This is a genomic window from Bacillus massiliigorillae, assembly GCF_000380245.2.
Lineage (GTDB): Bacteria > Bacillota > Bacilli > Bacillales > DSM-1321 > Bacillus_AD > Bacillus_AD massiliigorillae.
Window position 1 is genome coordinate 2,061,375 of the sequence record NZ_HG428741.1, and the last position, 15,622, is coordinate 2,076,996.

The 15,622-nt window shown below is 31.6% G+C and carries 13 protein-coding genes; 1 reads left to right on the forward strand and 12 read right to left on the reverse strand.

What is annotated here, in order from left to right:
• Positions 1 to 76: 76 nt before the first annotated feature.
• Genes TX86_RS09535 through TX86_RS09550 form a run of 4 tightly spaced genes read right to left on the reverse strand, consistent with a single transcriptional unit; the run spans position 77 to position 4,531 of the window.
• Entirely contained in the window at positions 77 to 1,036 is a 960-nt protein-coding gene (locus tag TX86_RS09535; RefSeq protein WP_042348348.1) for an ATP-grasp domain-containing protein, read from the reverse strand.
• A gap of 34 nt (positions 1,037 to 1,070) precedes the next feature.
• Positions 1,071 to 2,381: a type III PLP-dependent enzyme domain-containing protein gene (locus TX86_RS09540; RefSeq protein ID WP_230203606.1), complete on the reverse strand. Its 1,311-nt coding sequence runs from the start codon at positions 2,379 to 2,381 to the stop codon at positions 1,071 to 1,073.
• A gap of 46 nt (positions 2,382 to 2,427) precedes the next feature.
• Positions 2,428 to 3,525 (reverse strand): GNAT family N-acetyltransferase, encoded by a 1,098-nt coding sequence (locus TX86_RS09545; RefSeq protein ID WP_042348349.1) that lies wholly within the window; start codon positions 3,523 to 3,525, stop codon positions 2,428 to 2,430.
• A gap of 43 nt (positions 3,526 to 3,568) precedes the next feature.
• Positions 3,569 to 4,531 (reverse strand): methionyl-tRNA formyltransferase, encoded by a 963-nt coding sequence (locus TX86_RS09550; RefSeq protein ID WP_042348352.1) that lies wholly within the window; start codon positions 4,529 to 4,531, stop codon positions 3,569 to 3,571.
• Positions 4,532 to 4,664: 133 nt separating this feature from the next.
• Between TX86_RS09550 and TX86_RS25730 the strand changes: the two genes are divergently transcribed.
• The gene (locus TX86_RS25730) at positions 4,665 to 5,990 is read left to right on the forward strand and encodes a right-handed parallel beta-helix repeat-containing protein (protein WP_052343617.1); all 1,326 of its coding nucleotides are present in this window, start codon (positions 4,665 to 4,667) and stop codon (positions 5,988 to 5,990) included.
• A gap of 92 nt (positions 5,991 to 6,082) precedes the next feature.
• On the opposite strand, the gene TX86_RS09560 is transcribed toward TX86_RS25730, so the two are convergent.
• From TX86_RS09560 to TX86_RS09600, 8 genes are all read right to left on the reverse strand, one after another.
• Positions 6,083 to 6,916 (reverse strand): GNAT family N-acetyltransferase, encoded by an 834-nt coding sequence (locus TX86_RS09560; protein ID WP_154663094.1) that lies wholly within the window; start codon positions 6,914 to 6,916, stop codon positions 6,083 to 6,085.
• 158 nt (positions 6,917 to 7,074) lie between these two features.
• Positions 7,075 to 8,145: a glycosyltransferase gene (locus tag TX86_RS09565; RefSeq protein ID WP_052343618.1), complete on the reverse strand. Its 1,071-nt coding sequence runs from the start codon at positions 8,143 to 8,145 to the stop codon at positions 7,075 to 7,077.
• Complete coding sequence (locus TX86_RS09570; RefSeq protein WP_195892884.1) at positions 8,142 to 9,344, reverse strand: O-antigen ligase family protein; 1,203 nt, start codon at positions 9,342 to 9,344, stop codon at positions 8,142 to 8,144. Before TX86_RS09570 ends, TX86_RS09565 begins: the two co-directional genes overlap by 4 nt.
• Before the next feature lie 171 nt (positions 9,345 to 9,515).
• Positions 9,516 to 10,895 carry a phenylacetate--CoA ligase family protein gene (locus tag TX86_RS09580; RefSeq protein WP_052343619.1) on the reverse strand — a complete coding sequence of 460 codons (1,380 nt, stop codon included), beginning with the start codon at positions 10,893 to 10,895 and terminating at the stop codon, positions 9,516 to 9,518.
• A gap of 15 nt (positions 10,896 to 10,910) precedes the next feature.
• On the reverse strand, positions 10,911 to 12,215 hold the full coding sequence (locus TX86_RS09585; RefSeq protein WP_042348358.1) for a lipopolysaccharide biosynthesis protein: 1,305 nt from the start codon (positions 12,213 to 12,215) through the stop codon (positions 10,911 to 10,913).
• A gap of 38 nt (positions 12,216 to 12,253) precedes the next feature.
• Positions 12,254 to 13,363 (reverse strand): glycosyltransferase, encoded by a 1,110-nt coding sequence (locus TX86_RS09590; RefSeq protein ID WP_042348360.1) that lies wholly within the window; start codon positions 13,361 to 13,363, stop codon positions 12,254 to 12,256.
• Positions 13,364 to 13,404: 41 nt separating this feature from the next.
• Positions 13,405 to 14,586, reverse strand: a complete 1,182-nt coding sequence (locus tag TX86_RS09595; protein ID WP_042348361.1) for a glycosyltransferase family 4 protein — start codon at positions 14,584 to 14,586, stop codon at positions 13,405 to 13,407.
• Positions 14,587 to 14,599: 13 nt separating this feature from the next.
• Positions 14,600 to 15,619, reverse strand: coding sequence for an NAD-dependent epimerase (locus TX86_RS09600; RefSeq protein ID WP_042348362.1), 1,020 nt, complete (start codon positions 15,617 to 15,619; stop codon positions 14,600 to 14,602).
• Positions 15,620 to 15,622 lie beyond the last annotated feature (3 nt).

Here is a 15,622-nt window from a genome sequence, read left to right on the forward strand (position 1 = left end):
GGGCTCCGCCTATTCTTACAAATCATCTAGATATTCTATATCACACTACATTTCTTTTTCATAATAAGTTCAGTCTCTACAGGATTATCAGTTGATCATATTTCACCATTACTGAACCTTCTTTATAATTTACCTTTTCGTTTTCATTACTCTTTCCTTTTAAGTTATTTATAATATTCCAAATAAAGTTATGTCCAACCTCATGTGCATGAGGATAACCTCCTCCAAATCTGGGGTTAATTTCAGATACTATATAGCCACTATTTGTCTTGAAGCAATCTATATCAATCGGCCCTAGAAATTCAACATTGTTGATGAGTTTTTCTATGATTTGTTGTAACTCATAATCCTTTATTGCGATTGATTTATCTGTTTCTCCAGCTCTCATGGCTATTTTTCTTTTCATAAAAACATTGGTCAGTTTTTGTGATAATAAATCTACATAACAATCGACACCATATTCTTCACCATTAATAAAAGGTTGCACAACGTAATCGTCAAATAAATCATTAAATTTCTCTAACTCTATTAAGGACGTAATCTTATGAATGTCTAAACTAGCACTACCTTTTCTCGGTTTTGCAATCAACGGAAACTGAATTTTTTTGCTTTTAACATCATCTATTACCTCTTTAATACTTAAATAAGTAGGAACAATAGGAATTCCCTTTGCTCTTAATGCACTATATGTTCGATATTTATCAAAACATAACTCTACTGTGTTGCGATTCGAAAGAATAACATGAACACCGATTTCTTCAAACTCTTCCTTCCAACTAGCTAACAATTCTAACTCTGGGTCTATTAATGATAAAACTCCTTTTATTTTATATTTATGACATAAATCCTTGAGACATTGAAGATAATTCGGATGCTCAATTCGAGGAACGACCTCATATATATCCGCATGATGTAATGCAGGAGCAGAAAGACTACAATCTATAGCTACTACTTTCCCATCTATTTTATGAAGTTCCTGTTTAAAATACTCCACTAGTTTCACTCGGCGTCCAGCGCTACAGATTAATATATTCATACTATTTCCTCCCACAAATCCTTTATTAATACTTTTAAAAATAATATAGTTCCTCGTTAAAAAATTGGTTTATTGTTTCCTTATTTCGAATAAGAAATATTTCCTTTAAATCCATAGCTATAATAGCTGGTCTTTCTTTAATAAAGGGTGGATTAAAAACGATTGTATAGGCTCCTACATTCTCAAAAATAATATAATCCCCTTTTTGCGGTAAATCTCCTGTCAAATCATGAGCTAAATAATCTTTCTCCATACATGTATATCCAACAATATGATAAGTGCCCTTTTCTTGATCTAGCTGTTTTTTCTGAATTACCCTACACGGAAGGTTGTTCTTATGCATTGTTGGTTTAATATTATGAACACTCCCATCAACCAAAACATAATTTATGTCAGTAACTGTCTTTCGCTCAATCACTTTCGCTACAAAAATAAAAGTATTAGCAACCATAGAAACACCTGGTTCTAATACTAATGTAGCTTTTTTATCAAAAGTCGCAAATTCATGATTCATTACTTCACAAATTGCCTCTGCATAATCATCAAAGGTAGGAGCACTGATTTGAAATGATTTTGGTAATTCCCCATAAATACCTCCACCAATATTAATGAATTCCAAACTATCTAGGATGTATTCCTTTGCAATCTTACATAATTTTTTAGTCTTAAGCTTATATGTTTCAACACTTCTAGTACTTGTTGAGAAATGTCCATGCAATCCTACCACTCTAACATTTTTTATTTTGTGCAATTCATCTAACGCTGAGTGAAAACTACCGTTCTCTATACAAATTCCAAATCTACTTCGAGAATAACCTTCCTGTATAGAACTAACACCATTTTCCGACACATCAAAGTTCAGACGTAATCCAACATTAATTTGCTTATTTGGGCATAATATGGCATATTCTTTGATAAACTCGATTTCATATAAAGAATCGATATTCAAAATACTTTCATTTTCCAATGCATAATGAATATCGTCTTTCATTTTTAACGGTCCATTAAATATGATTTTCTTAGGATTTTCACCTATCTTGATGGCTAAGTCATACTCTAATCTAGAAACAACTTCAGCATATGCTCCTAACTTCGATAACTCCTTGCATAAATACGGAACATAATTTGTCTTATAAGAATAACCAATAATAAAGTTCGAATATCTACTTTTAAAAGCGTTGTTGATTTTATGATAGTTTTCTCTTAATTTATTTACATCTAATACATAAAAGGAAGATCCGTATTTCTGCTCCAACCCATGCAGCGCATTATAATGATATAACTCATTTTTCAATTCTATATCTGAGTTTTCATTTTGGTGTATTTCACTAACAAAGTCCTTCAAATCCTCACACCTCTTTAATAAATAAAATTGCACTTACAAATTCATCCTAGTCATGTACTTTAGAAACAACCTTTTGAGGATTCCCTCGATATAAAGGAAAAAATCCACTAGAGGCGTCTTGCGAATAGTACTTTTCCCAATTCCGAACTAACAGATTATATTTAGAAATATTATGAATCTTTCTCCCTACATAAAAGTCTAAAGTTCCTTCATCATTAAATCGATGTTTAAATTGAAATAAAGAATCTCTCCCAATATGACCACCACCTAAATGTAGTGCACGACATCCAACCTTTTTACTCCAAAGTGCAAGATGATGAAAAAGAAAAGGATTAATCCCCAAATGCAAATATTCCTTCTTCGAACATCCTAAATGGTAATGGATATACTCCTCATTAAACATACATAATGCCGCTGAAATCAATTTCCCTTCATCAAAGACAGCCGCTATTCTACAATGCTTATCTAAATCTAATAAAAATGATGTTAAATATTCAATTGAATAGTAATAATAAGGAGTTGCCCCTACCTTATCCATTGTTTCTTTATATAAAATATAAAAATCTTTAATTAATAGCATCGCTTCATCTTTAGCCAAAACTCTAAATTCAAAATTATTACTAATAGCTTTATGAATATTCCGTTTATGATTTTTGTGATAGTTATTAAAGATTTCTTCCTCACTTTTTGTTAAATCTATATATACAGTTTCTCGATCATAAATGACTTCTAAGCATTCTTCTAAATAGTGATGATTTTGTATTATTGGATGAAATCTAATAAACTCACTTATTATATTTTCCTTTTGACAGTGCTCTTCAAAATCCCTCCTAAATTTTCCTATTGTTTTTTCACTTATATTTTGAGTCAATGGCCCCCCGAATCCATTAGGTGTAATTATGTCAAAAACATCTTCTTTCAACATATCATCATTCATAAATGGAAGTTCAATACGTCTTTTTATATATGGATAACAAACAAGACATTCATTATCGTCCTCAAAGAAAAAAAGATACGGTTCTCCATCTCCCATCAAATAAGATAAAGAACAGTATCCATGATAATAATATAAATCGCTTTTATGAAATCTTGAAAGAGCATCATTCCACTTTTGTTTTTCTTTAAAAGATATAATTTGATACACAGCCACACATCCCTATTCGTTTAAGAAAACATTGAATTTTAATTTACGTTAGCATACTACGAAATAACAGTTCAAATGAAAAATTCTTGGATAAATAAATTTTTCCATCCTTACATGCTATAAATCGGCCAAAAGCATCTGCATATACTTTTGACGTTTCATATTGGTCCATTGTACATTTTTCAAAATGCATGATTTCCCATCGATATCCTTTGAACAATCCTGTTGGCTGTTCTATCGCCTCTAACCATTGCTCTGTTCCTCTTAATAAATGCCAAATTTTCTCTATCGGCCACTCTTCCCAATTTATTAAACTCTTATGTTCCTCTTGTTTTATTTTTCTTGCCCTATAGGCTGATTCTATATGAGGTTGAACAGAACGAGGAATGGTACCAAGTTCAAATTCATCACAAGCTTTCTTTATCAACTTAACACCTATCTGACCAATTGCTACTTTCTCCATTTCAGGAAATTTCGTTCCTAAAGGAATCTTGTATTTCTCCTGATAAATAATATCTCCTGTATCCTCACCTTGATCAATATAATGAAGAGTTACCCCTGGATTCAATTCTGTATCATAATACATCCAAAATTCTGGACTATGCCCCCTATAAAATGGCAGTATAGAAGGATGAAGATTAATTGTTTTATATTTGGGAATATTATAGATATTTTCTTTCAATAATTGTGTCATCCCATATACAATGATTAAGTCTGGTTCTAATTTTTTCACCCAATTTTCAAGTTGAAAATCACAGCCGTTATCCATATAATAGTAGGGGATTTTATACATCTTCGCCAATCTTTCCAGGCCAAACACTCTTTTATATACTCTTTTAGTATTTTGAACGAAAAACTTCTTTATTGATGTCTTTTCTCCCTTGTTATTTACACCCGATTCAATAATTCCTACCACTTTATGTCTCGATTCAATCATAGGCATAACAATCTGAGATTTACCAATTGTAATGATGATAATTTTTAAACCTTTGTCATTTTGGTCCATTTTACAATTATCCTTTATATTTTTTTAAAACTACCTTTCTTATCCGCTGTTATTAATTAATTAGCATAAACCATCCAAAAATAGAATCATAGAATAAATAGAAACCAATTGTTAATGTATTGGAGGTGTTATTTTGAAACGTTTATTCTTACTTTTAACACTTCTGATTCCTTTTCTTATTACAGGGAGTGAAAGAGAAATGCAAATAATAGACATATTACAATTTGGTGCTAAACCAAATGATTTAAAGGACGATACCATTGCCATTCAATCAGCTGTTGATTATGCTGCTAAAGTTAGGGGAATCGTGAAATTCCCTAAAGGTACATTCTATATAAACGCTAACCCTCATTCAGGAACTATAAGACTTCAAAGTAATCTACAAATCCAAATGGATGAAGAAACGATACTAAAAGTGATTCCAAATCAGTTATCCAATTATCAAATTTTTAACATATATAACCAACAAAATATAAAAATAACAGGTGGTACACTAGTTGGAGATCGATATCAGCATCAAGGCAACACTGGAGAATATGGACATGGTATTTATATTGGTGGTGAAGCAAAAGATATCGTTATTTCTAATGTACGAGCATCTAATTTTTGGGGCGATGGTTTTTACATTGGTGGTAATGAAACCAATGGAACTTATCCATCCAATATCACCATAACTAACTGTATTTCTGACAATAATCGCAGACAAGGATTGTCAGTAACAGCTGGAAAAAATATCACTATTCAAAATAGCACATTTTCAAATACAAATGGAACAGCTCCAGAAGCTGGTATTGATATTGAACGAAACTCACCTTATCAATTGCCACTAGAAAATGTAATACTATCTAACAACACATTCAATAATAATAATGGTTATGGGTTAATGTTTGTTTTTACAACTGAAAATATCGCTCAAAACAACAGCATTCAATATAACAAGAAAGGCGGAATTTTTATAGGTGGTGAAGCAGAAAATACTAAAACAAACAAAAATTTAATTATCGAAAACAAGATACTAAATAATGGAAGTAGTACTTCGACAACATTGAATGGAAATGGAATATTTGTAAACTTTTCTTCTGAAAATACAATTAAGAACAATGACATATCAAATAATTCTCAAAACGGAATTGAACTACTTAATAATGTTAATGAAAATATCATTAAAAATAATACGATTCAAAATAACAAAGGTGCAGGAGTTCAAATCTGGGGAGGGTCAACCAATAATAATAGAATCATTGTTCAAGAAAACACGATTCAAAACAACTTAGCGAATGGTCTTAACCTATCCCGTGTTGAGACAGCCCAAATTATTAAAAATACGTTCCTTAATAATAGAAATCTACAGATAATGATGGACCGTGTGTATAATTCTGTAATTCAAGAAAACGTTTTAAAACCTAATAAAATGAAAACCTACAACTCCAAAGATAATACAATTATCAACAACAAATAGATGATAACCTTTCATCATCGATAAAAATAATAATGTTTAAAAATTCACCTTATTATCATTCAAAAAGAAAAATCTATATTACATCCAAAAGCCTACATACGATACATGGAAGGAATTATATTTTTCCATTTATAATACAGTAAATAAACATACATTTTCCCTAGTAGGCTTCTAGATGTATATATTCTACGATCAAAACCACGAATGGCACCAAATCGCCTTTTAAAATCATTTACACCAAGGTCTTTTTCTTGATGTATTTCACCTCCAAAATTATACCAATCAAACCCTTTCTCTCTAGCTAACTGTATCTCTTTCCATTGAAGAAATTTGTTTGCTCTTCCTATTTTATTTCTTTCTTTTGAAGAGTTTGTTGATAATCGTGCTGAAACACCATATAAACCATATAATTGACTACAGCATCTATCCTGTAGCAACATACTAGCACAGAGAATATTACTATTCTTATCTCTTACAACAGTCATTATTAACGCATCATGATTCCTTAGTTCTTGTAGTCTTTCCAACGAACATAAAGCTATCCCTTTTTTCTCTGCAAATAAATTATAGAACATGCAAAATTCTTTAATTTGTTCCCCAGTGGGATGGTCCGTCCCATAATAAGTTATTTCATCATTCTCTGTTGCTTTTCTAATATCCGCTCTAGTACTTTTATGAATTTTTTTAAAAATATTTGCTTCGTCTGAACGTAAATCAATTAAAAAGTTCGGAACACTAATATCCAAACTCGTAGTCTCTTTATTTCCTATTGATATTAATTTTTGTGGTGCTTCTAATAAGAGGTGTACTTGAATTGAAATGTCCCTTTTATTATCACTTATCACCCCTCCATCTCCCCATGTTTCTTCCATATTAATAAATCTTCTTCTATATGTTATTGTCATACTCTTTTCTCCTGTCATCATTCATTTTTCCCATTCATAGAATGAATTGTCCGGGATTAACAATCTTAAGATGGCAACTTAGAAACATGAACCCATTATCTTATTTACGTTGAAAGTCTAATTAAACAACTTCGCATAATCTTCAACATTTTAAAGCAATAATATTACACTAGTTCGAACTATATAAACTGACTTTCATACTCTTTAACTATTCTTGAAACCTGAAACTTATTAGACAATAAATCTTTTATATTACCATCAGGTTTAGCCAACCAAGCTTGCTGCCAATCAAACGATTGAATATATCGATCTTCTTGTCCAGTAATCTCCATAATCTCTTTTGTCCCACCTGGATGTTCTAGTGCAATAACTGGGCACTCACAAGCAATTGCCTCCAATAAAACATTAGGTAATCCCTCATAATAAGATGGCAATACAAATAGATCAGCATTTTTCAACCATTTATAAGGATTTTCCTGAAAGTCAATAAGTTCTATTTTCTTTGATAAACCAAAATCATCCCGCTTTTTCACTAGTTCTTCTTTTAAATCTCCCTCTCCTATAATCCAGAGTTTAGCATCTGGTATACACTCCATTAATTTCGGAACTGATTCTATTAATCGATCAAATCCTTTTTGATACACTAATCTTCCCACTGCAACGACATTTATAGATGCTTTTGACCTTTCAAATGGGTTAGAATCTATCTGTGAAAGTTTTTCAATTCGTTTAATATCAACAGGATTATAAATATGACAGAGTTTTTCTGTTGGTATTTTAAAGTTAACTAATAAATCTTCCATCATATATTTTGATTGACATATTACCACATCTGCTCTTCTATAAAAGAACTTATATAACATTCTCCACACCTTAGGTTTGGGAGCTATTTTCACAATTTCAGATACGGTATTAGCTTCTCTTACAATTAATTTAGTTCTCTTCCCTATAAAAGGTTTTAATGCAATCATTCCAATATTAAGATGTCCTTGTGTAGAAAAAACCACATCCGGTTTCACTTTTCTGATTACTTTGACTAAAGAAATAAAAGAATGCCTTACTCTAACAGCTTTTAAATCAATAGTTTCAACATCATTAGGAATGTCATCAATGTACTTCCCTTCTTTTGAAAGTAGGACTAGAATAAGCGTAAATTTACTCCGATCTAGATACTTCAGTAATGTTACCATTACTTTCTCAGCACCTCCGCCTCTAAGAGATGGAACAACAAACATAAGCCTTCTTTTCATATTTCTGCTCCTTTTACTGCTTTTTGTTGCACTAATTTTTTTTGATGTGTTGTTAGATGCAATAAAATGACTAATATAATCCAAGTAAATTGTTCAATATATGAAACAAGAGCAAAATCCCATAAAAAAAACAAGAAAATCATCGATATGGTAATTGCCGATCCTTTATTGCTACTAATAAATTGAGTAATTGATTTAAAAACAAGATAGAAATACAACATATAATAGAATAGCAATCCAATAATACCCAATCCGGACAATGTTTCAATATAGTTATTATGTGAATATTTCTTATACATACTCAGCTCACTAAATTGACCTAGACCATTTCCAAACCATATATGATCTTGCCAAAATTGAAATCCTTCTTTTATCATATTTCCTCTAACATCAGCACTATATTGATCTGTTCCTGATAATAAACGTTCAAACCTTTTTACAACACTTAGATTATCAAAAAATACAAGAAAATCTGATGAAAAATAAGCAAATGCTATTATGATTGCAATCAAAACAATTGTTACTAAGAAAATTGTCGATTTTTTCACTTTCATATTTGATTTTATAAGTAATAAAATCCCTAATACAATCCAGGTAAAGACAATTTTTCTACTACCAGAATAGATAGTAGCAAAGATTATAATCGAAAAACTGTAAAGTACCACAATCTTATTATGAGAGTATAAACCAATCATAAATAAACCTATTAATGATAATAAAATAGCTAATAAATTAGGATTATTAAGAATGCCTGTGTATCTAGTTACATATTCAGTAGTGAATAAAATCTCATAAACTGTTGAGAGAACAATGATAAATGAAGCAAAAGCCATTGCGATTACAATTATTTTAACTGAAGCACCATTCTCCAAGGCAATCCAAATTGTACTGGCACTTATAATCATTAAAAAAAGAGCAATCCAAATATTAAAGGCTGAAGACGGATTGTATGCCCATATAATTGAACTCATTGAAAAAAAAAGGAAGAACCACGGTAAACAAATTAACTTAGGAATGTGTAACGTACCTGAATGTAAATACTTAACTATTAAAACGAGCATAATTAATACAGAAATATAAAAATCTAGCCTTGAGTACTCGGGTACAGTGTTAAGAGTGAATACACAAAGAATATACAAAAATACCAAAATGTTCAAAATCGTATTCTGTTTCTTTTTAACTGTATGACTACTATTCATCTTCATGCATCCCCATTTTTTAAATCCTGTTCGAACTGGCGCTCTCCTCGTGCCTCCCCATATCAAATTAATGTTAGAAGTGTTATAAAGAGAGAGTAAGCCCCAGTAAAAAAGAGTTTAGGAAGTATTTTCAATCTTTATTTTTTCAAAATCATTGATGCTCCTAAAAGCCTATTCATTTCTTTTAATATTTGATATCAAAAATCTATATTTACCAGAAGGTGATGCATTAATTTTTAAAACAAAATCAAACTGAACTACACACTTTTCTCCCATAACAATCTTTATTTCTTTTATTATTTTTTCGAGTTCATTATGGTATATTTCAAATGGATTTTCTTGCTTCATGTCTGTTAATACGATATTGATTTTTATCAACTCATAATCTTCTTGGATAATTTGAAATTTCCTAATCCAATCTTGATAATAGAATAAGAATTCAAAGTAGACAGCATTTACAGGCTTATGATCCTTTGTTAAAAATGTATCCGTCACCTTACCTGTTACTTCTTTCAACAATGGCCAGCCGCTACCACATGAACAAAAATCTTCTGCCCAACACCCCATGTCTTCAATTCTATATCTAATTAAGGGCATACCATAATTCATTAATGATGTAATGACTATTTCTCCGACTTCCCCAGGCTCTGCAGACGATCCATCTTCTCGTAATATTTCTACAAAATGTGTCGGAGATGAAATATGAAGACCTTTGTGACGCTCACATTCACAAGCTATATCTCCAACTTCTCGTGAACCATATCGATTAAAAACAGGCGCCTTAAATGCTGCTTCAATGACCTCTCTCATATATGGAAATAATGTTCCTGCAGAAACCATAATTGATTTCGGCGAAAAAACCTGCAGTTTGTTTTTAATTATAAATTGAGCAAGATCAAATATGCTCTCCACATATGCTAAAATCTGTAATGGTTGAAAAGTATTAATTTTTTCTACATAACTTAGCATTATTTCGTCTGACATCGAAAATGTATTTAACCACACTTCATTTCGCATCCATTTTCCTACTTGCGACCTCATACTTTCTTTTCCAACAAGTAAATCCCTTTCCGATCCCCATAAACGTACTTGTTTGTCACCAATTAATCTTCCTGACCATTTATCGAATAAAATCTTAACGGATTGTTCCCATTCTCTAACACTCGAATCTTGAATAAAAACTACTGGTTCACCTGTTGATCCACCGGATGTATTTTCATACCAATTTAAAGTTTGAAGGTGATTAGACTTTAACTGATCAAAATGTTTTCGAATAATTTTTTTTGTTAATATCGGAATAGTTGAGAATTTTCGTAAATCTACAAGACCCTTAGCATCAAATATACTCTTAATTGGAATATTATCTTGATAATATGGTACATTTTCATATGCATGATTAATTAAATTAGTTAAATGTTTTTGCTGTAATATTTGAACTTGTTGATGCGTTAACCATTGTGATTCTTCTAGTTGAGATAAATTTTCTAGCGTATTTCCAGATGAATGAAGTCGTAGTCTAGCCAATTTCTCCTTCGTATTCCCCATACTCATTTGACACCCCTTTTTCTAATTAACTAATTCAATTTTCTCTTTTTGCATTTGATACAATTCTATTTTTTTAATTAAAAAGATTACTCCAGCTATTAATAGTAAATTGAATCCACCAGCTACTATACAAAACAACATAATACCTGTTAAAGCATTGTAGAATTTTAAACCAATAAATAATGCCGCACTTCGAAAGAATAATAAACAAACCTCATAAATGAGTAGGTGTTTTTGTAAACCTACTATTTGAGCAACAACAAAAGCAGGGATATTAATAAAACCAAAAAATAACCAAACGACCATCCATTTCGCATACTCACCCGCTGTATACCATTGATTGCCTAAGATAAGTGAAAAAATTTGTGGTCCAAAGCATATTACAATGATTGCAGGAATAATAGCAATAAGTGCTAAATAACAGGTTGCTCTTATCATTAATGAACGAATCTTTCCATTCTCGTTGTAATGCTCAGAGGCTTTCTGAAAAAACACATTTCTAATCGACTCACCAATCACATCAGCAGGAATTTGAACAAGCTTTAATGATAATGCATAAAATCCAACAACTCCTGGTCCATAAAAAAAAGCCAATAAAAATGGCGGGATATTTCTTGAAACTGCATTCAATAATGACTGTGGCACACTATATAAAGGAAAGTTTTTATATTTTCTTGCTAAAACTCCCATTGTATTGTTGTTATTAGCTTGTAGAATTTCTCGTCTATCATCCTTCCACACTTGATAACCTAATATTATAGATGCCATTAATTGACCTATTATTTGCCCACCAATTAATCCTATACTCCCTAAGCCAATAAATCCCCCACTTACTTGGGTAGAAACAACAGATACTGAACGACTTAGTTGAGAAGTTGAAAGGCGTTTAAATCGTTTTCTTCTAATACTCCAATTGTTTAATATTTGATAAAACCCTAAAGCACACACACTAATTGGAACTACCCAAAGCCATGAAGATAGAATCGTAATTCCTAACAGATTTGCAATGAAATCGCCAAACAGAAGCATGATGATAAAAACGAGTATAGTCATAGCAATCACAATATATGAAGAAAAAATGGCTACTTTCATTCCATCTTCTTCTTTCTTAGGTAAAACAATTGCCGTATCATACTGCCAAGTCATTATGACAGATAACACACTTATTATCGATGTATATATCGCGAATATCCCAAACACTTCCGGATTATACAACCGAGAAAGAAGCGGTGAACTTGCAATCATAAGCCCCTGCGCTATAGCTGTTCCAGAAATTAAAACAGCAACATTTTTTAAAAATTCACTCTTTTTTAACGCACCTAGCAATTCGAATCACCTAATTCCAGCTCAATCTATATTATCCATTAAGATAAAGCTTCTTTATAAATAGCTTTCCAATGTTCCATTATTTGATTCATTTCATATCGCTCTCTCATATACGCTTTTGCATTCTCACCCATATTTAATCTTTCATGAGTAGTTAAACTCATTAATCGATTCATCCCTCCTGCTAAAGATGTATGACAATCAGGTTTAACTATATAACCCGTTTCAGTATCCAGAACTACTTCTTTGTTTCCACCAACATCTGTGCATACAATTGGTATACCAACCGCTGATGCTTCCAATAATACAAGGGGCATTCCTTCCCAGCTTGACGACATCACGTAGCCATCAGCAACATTCATCAAAGCTGATATATTACTTTGATATCCTAGAAAATGAATATATTCCGTTATATTTAGTTTGGCAGCTAACTCTTTCATTTCTTCTAGCAATGGACCTGTACCAGCTAATAGCAATTGAATATTTCGTTGGGATTCAACAAGAATAGAAAACGCTCGCAACATATTATAATAGTTTTTTTGTACCTCAAATCTCCCTACGGCTAACCATACAAAAGCATCTCCAATTTGTAATTGCTCTCTAGTTTTTATACGAAGTTGTTCATTGCTTTGAAACTCTTCCATATCAACACCATTAGGAATAAGCTTTAACTGATTATTTGCAAAAGCACCTTTTTTAATAAAATACTGCCTTGCTGTTTCACTAATAATTGTATTTGATTGAGAAAGGAAGTTCGTATATTGAAGTATCTTTTCTCTATTGCGTCCTCCAATATTTAAGTTGTGAATCGTTGTTACAATTTTAATTCTTGGATTAAAGATTTTGATTACTCTAGCTAACACATTTGCATGAAAAAGATGTGAATGAACCAAATGTATTTCTTCTTGCTTAACAATTTTATTCAATTTTGTTATGGCTTTAAGTTCCATTTTCCCTCGTTCCATTTGTAAAGAGTATACTTTTACCTTTTCGTCCTTTAATTTTTGGCCTACTGGCCCAGGCTCTAACAAAGATACAACAATTGGATGACAGGCTTCTATTTTTTTCAACCTTTTTATCATGTGATATACTTGCATTTCTGCACCACCAACATTTAATCCCGTAATTAAAAATAGAATGTTAATCATGTTACCCCCTACTCTTATACCCCATCTTTTTTTGCTCCCATTCAAAATTGTAATTCTTTATCCGAATCTTTTTTCCACAATAATCCTTTTTTCTTCTGAAGCTCTTTATAAATAGTGACTAAGCGCCGTACAACAATTTCTTCCGTATAATCTTCTTCAATGACTTTTCTACCATTCCGACCAGATGACTCCCTTTTAGCCGGATCTTCCGATAAATACTCAAAAGCTCTTGCTAACAATTTCACATTTTTATACTCCACTAAAATTCCAGTATAATTGTCTTGAACTAATTCCTTTGTTCCTAGCACATTTGTAGCAACTACAGCTTTTGAAAACGTCATCGCTTCCATGATACATCGTGGGATTCCTTCTTTTATTGATGTTAGTGCAATGATATCCGCCATTTTTATAAATGGATAAATATCATCTTGATACCCAATTAATTTCACATGATTTTCCAGATGCTTTTTCTTAATTAGTGAAACTATTTCCGCTTTGAGCGGTCCCTCACCTGCAAGTAAACATACAAAGTCATGAAAATGTTTCTTTAATTCTACTAAACCTTCTATGAGAAAAAGATGATCTTTTACTGGTTCTAATCTAGCTACTACTAAAATAACAACTGTTTGTTTCTCAACACTTAAAGATTTTCTTAGTTCCATAGACATTTCGTCTTTGATTTGCAAAAGCTTATCATCTAAACATTGTAAATCTACTCCATTACCTTCGTAATAAATAGGCTTTTTAGAATTAAGTTTTCTTAATTCCTTCAGATCTTCTTTATTTTGAGAAGATAAAGCGTCACAGAAATAAGCACCTATTTTTTCTAATAATTTATATGTTTTGTACTTCAAAGGTGACTGACCTTCATAGAAAGGGAGACCATGAGATGTATGAATAATAATTGGTACCCTTGATAATTTAGCAGCTAATCTACCGATAATACCTGCTTTTGCCGTATGAGTATGAACAATATCATATTTTTCTTTTTTTAAAAGCCGTACCATACGGATAATTGAAATGATATCTTCCAATGGTTTTATTTCGCGATTCATCTTAACAAATTGTAGAGTAATATCTAGATTTTCAAGAGTATTCTCATCATATCCGTCATTAGAAGATATTAAATGTACGTCATACCCTTTTTGAGATAATAATTGTAATTTCCCAAGTAAAATGCCATAACTATAGCTACTAGTACAAATATGAGCAATTTTTTGCATTATTAACCGCTCCTTAGCTTTGCACATTAATTCCATAATAAGATTGATACCAGTCAATAAATGTCTTCAAACCTTGCTCGATTGTCACCTTTGGTTGGAAATCAATTGTTGCTTGTAAATCATCAATATCCGCATAGGTTTCTACTACATCTCCCGCTTGCATTGGCTGCAAATCAATCACTGCTTTTTTTCCGATTAGTTGCTCGATCGTTTCTATAAATCTAATTAATTCTACCGGCTTATTGTTGCCAAGATTATATACTTTATAAGGAGCATGACTTGAACTTGGATGAGGCATTAAGCTATCCCAATCTTCGTTTTTTTGAGGCATGTGATTTAATAGGTGGTATATTCCTTCGACTATATCGTCAATATACGTAAAATCTCTTTTCATAAGCCCCTTATTAAATACTGAGATTGCTTTTCCTTCCATGATATTTTTCGTAAACATAAAATAAGCCATATCAGGTCTACCCCATGGTCCATATACAGTAAAGAAACGCAGACCAGTCGTTGGTATTCCATAAAGATGGCTGTAGGCGTGTGCCATTAATTCATTTGATTTTTTTGTAGCTGCATATAGACTAACTGGATGATTCGTACCATCATTTGTCGAAAACGGTATTTTAGTATTCGCACCGTATACCGAACTCGATGAAGCGTATATAAGATGGTTCACCTTCCAATATCTACACATTTCTAAAATAGTTGCAAACCCCACTAGATTAGAATGTATATAAGCATCCGGCTTCGTAATGCTATAGCGAACCCCAGCCTGTGCAGCTAAATGAATGACAATTTGGATGGAATTATGTTGAAATATATTCATCATATAGTTACGATCAGCAATATCACCTTCAAGAAAAGTAAATGATTGATATTTTTGTAACTCCTTAATCCTATCTTTCTTCAGATTTACATCATAGTAGTCATTTATATTATCAATCCCAAATACTTCCAAATTATTTTGAAGTAATTTTTTAGCAGTATGCATACCAATAAACCCAGCAACACCTGTTACTAAGATGGCCAATCA

Excerpts from the sequence above, each read along its gene's own strand:
- TX86_RS09580 (WP_052343619.1), bottom strand. The coding sequence starts at position 10,895 with ATGAGTATGGGGAATACGAAGGAGAAATTGGCTAGACTACGACTTCAT.
- TX86_RS09590 (WP_042348360.1), bottom strand. The coding sequence starts at position 13,363 with ATGATTAACATTCTATTTTTAATTACGGGATTAAATGTTGGTGGTGCA.
- TX86_RS09595 (WP_042348361.1), bottom strand. The coding sequence starts at position 14,586 with ATGCAAAAAATTGCTCATATTTGTACTAGTAGCTATAGTTATGGCATT.
- TX86_RS09550 (WP_042348352.1), bottom strand. The coding sequence starts at position 4,531 with ATGGACCAAAATGACAAAGGTTTAAAAATTATCATCATTACAATTGGT.
- TX86_RS09535 (WP_042348348.1), bottom strand. The coding sequence starts at position 1,036 with ATGAATATATTAATCTGTAGCGCTGGACGCCGAGTGAAACTAGTGGAG.
- TX86_RS09570 (WP_195892884.1), bottom strand. The coding sequence starts at position 9,344 with ATGAATAGTAGTCATACAGTTAAAAAGAAACAGAATACGATTTTGAAC.
- TX86_RS09565 (WP_052343618.1), bottom strand. The coding sequence starts at position 8,145 with ATGAAAAGAAGGCTTATGTTTGTTGTTCCATCTCTTAGAGGCGGAGGT.
- TX86_RS09560 (WP_154663094.1), bottom strand. The coding sequence starts at position 6,916 with ATGATGACAGGAGAAAAGAGTATGACAATAACATATAGAAGAAGATTT.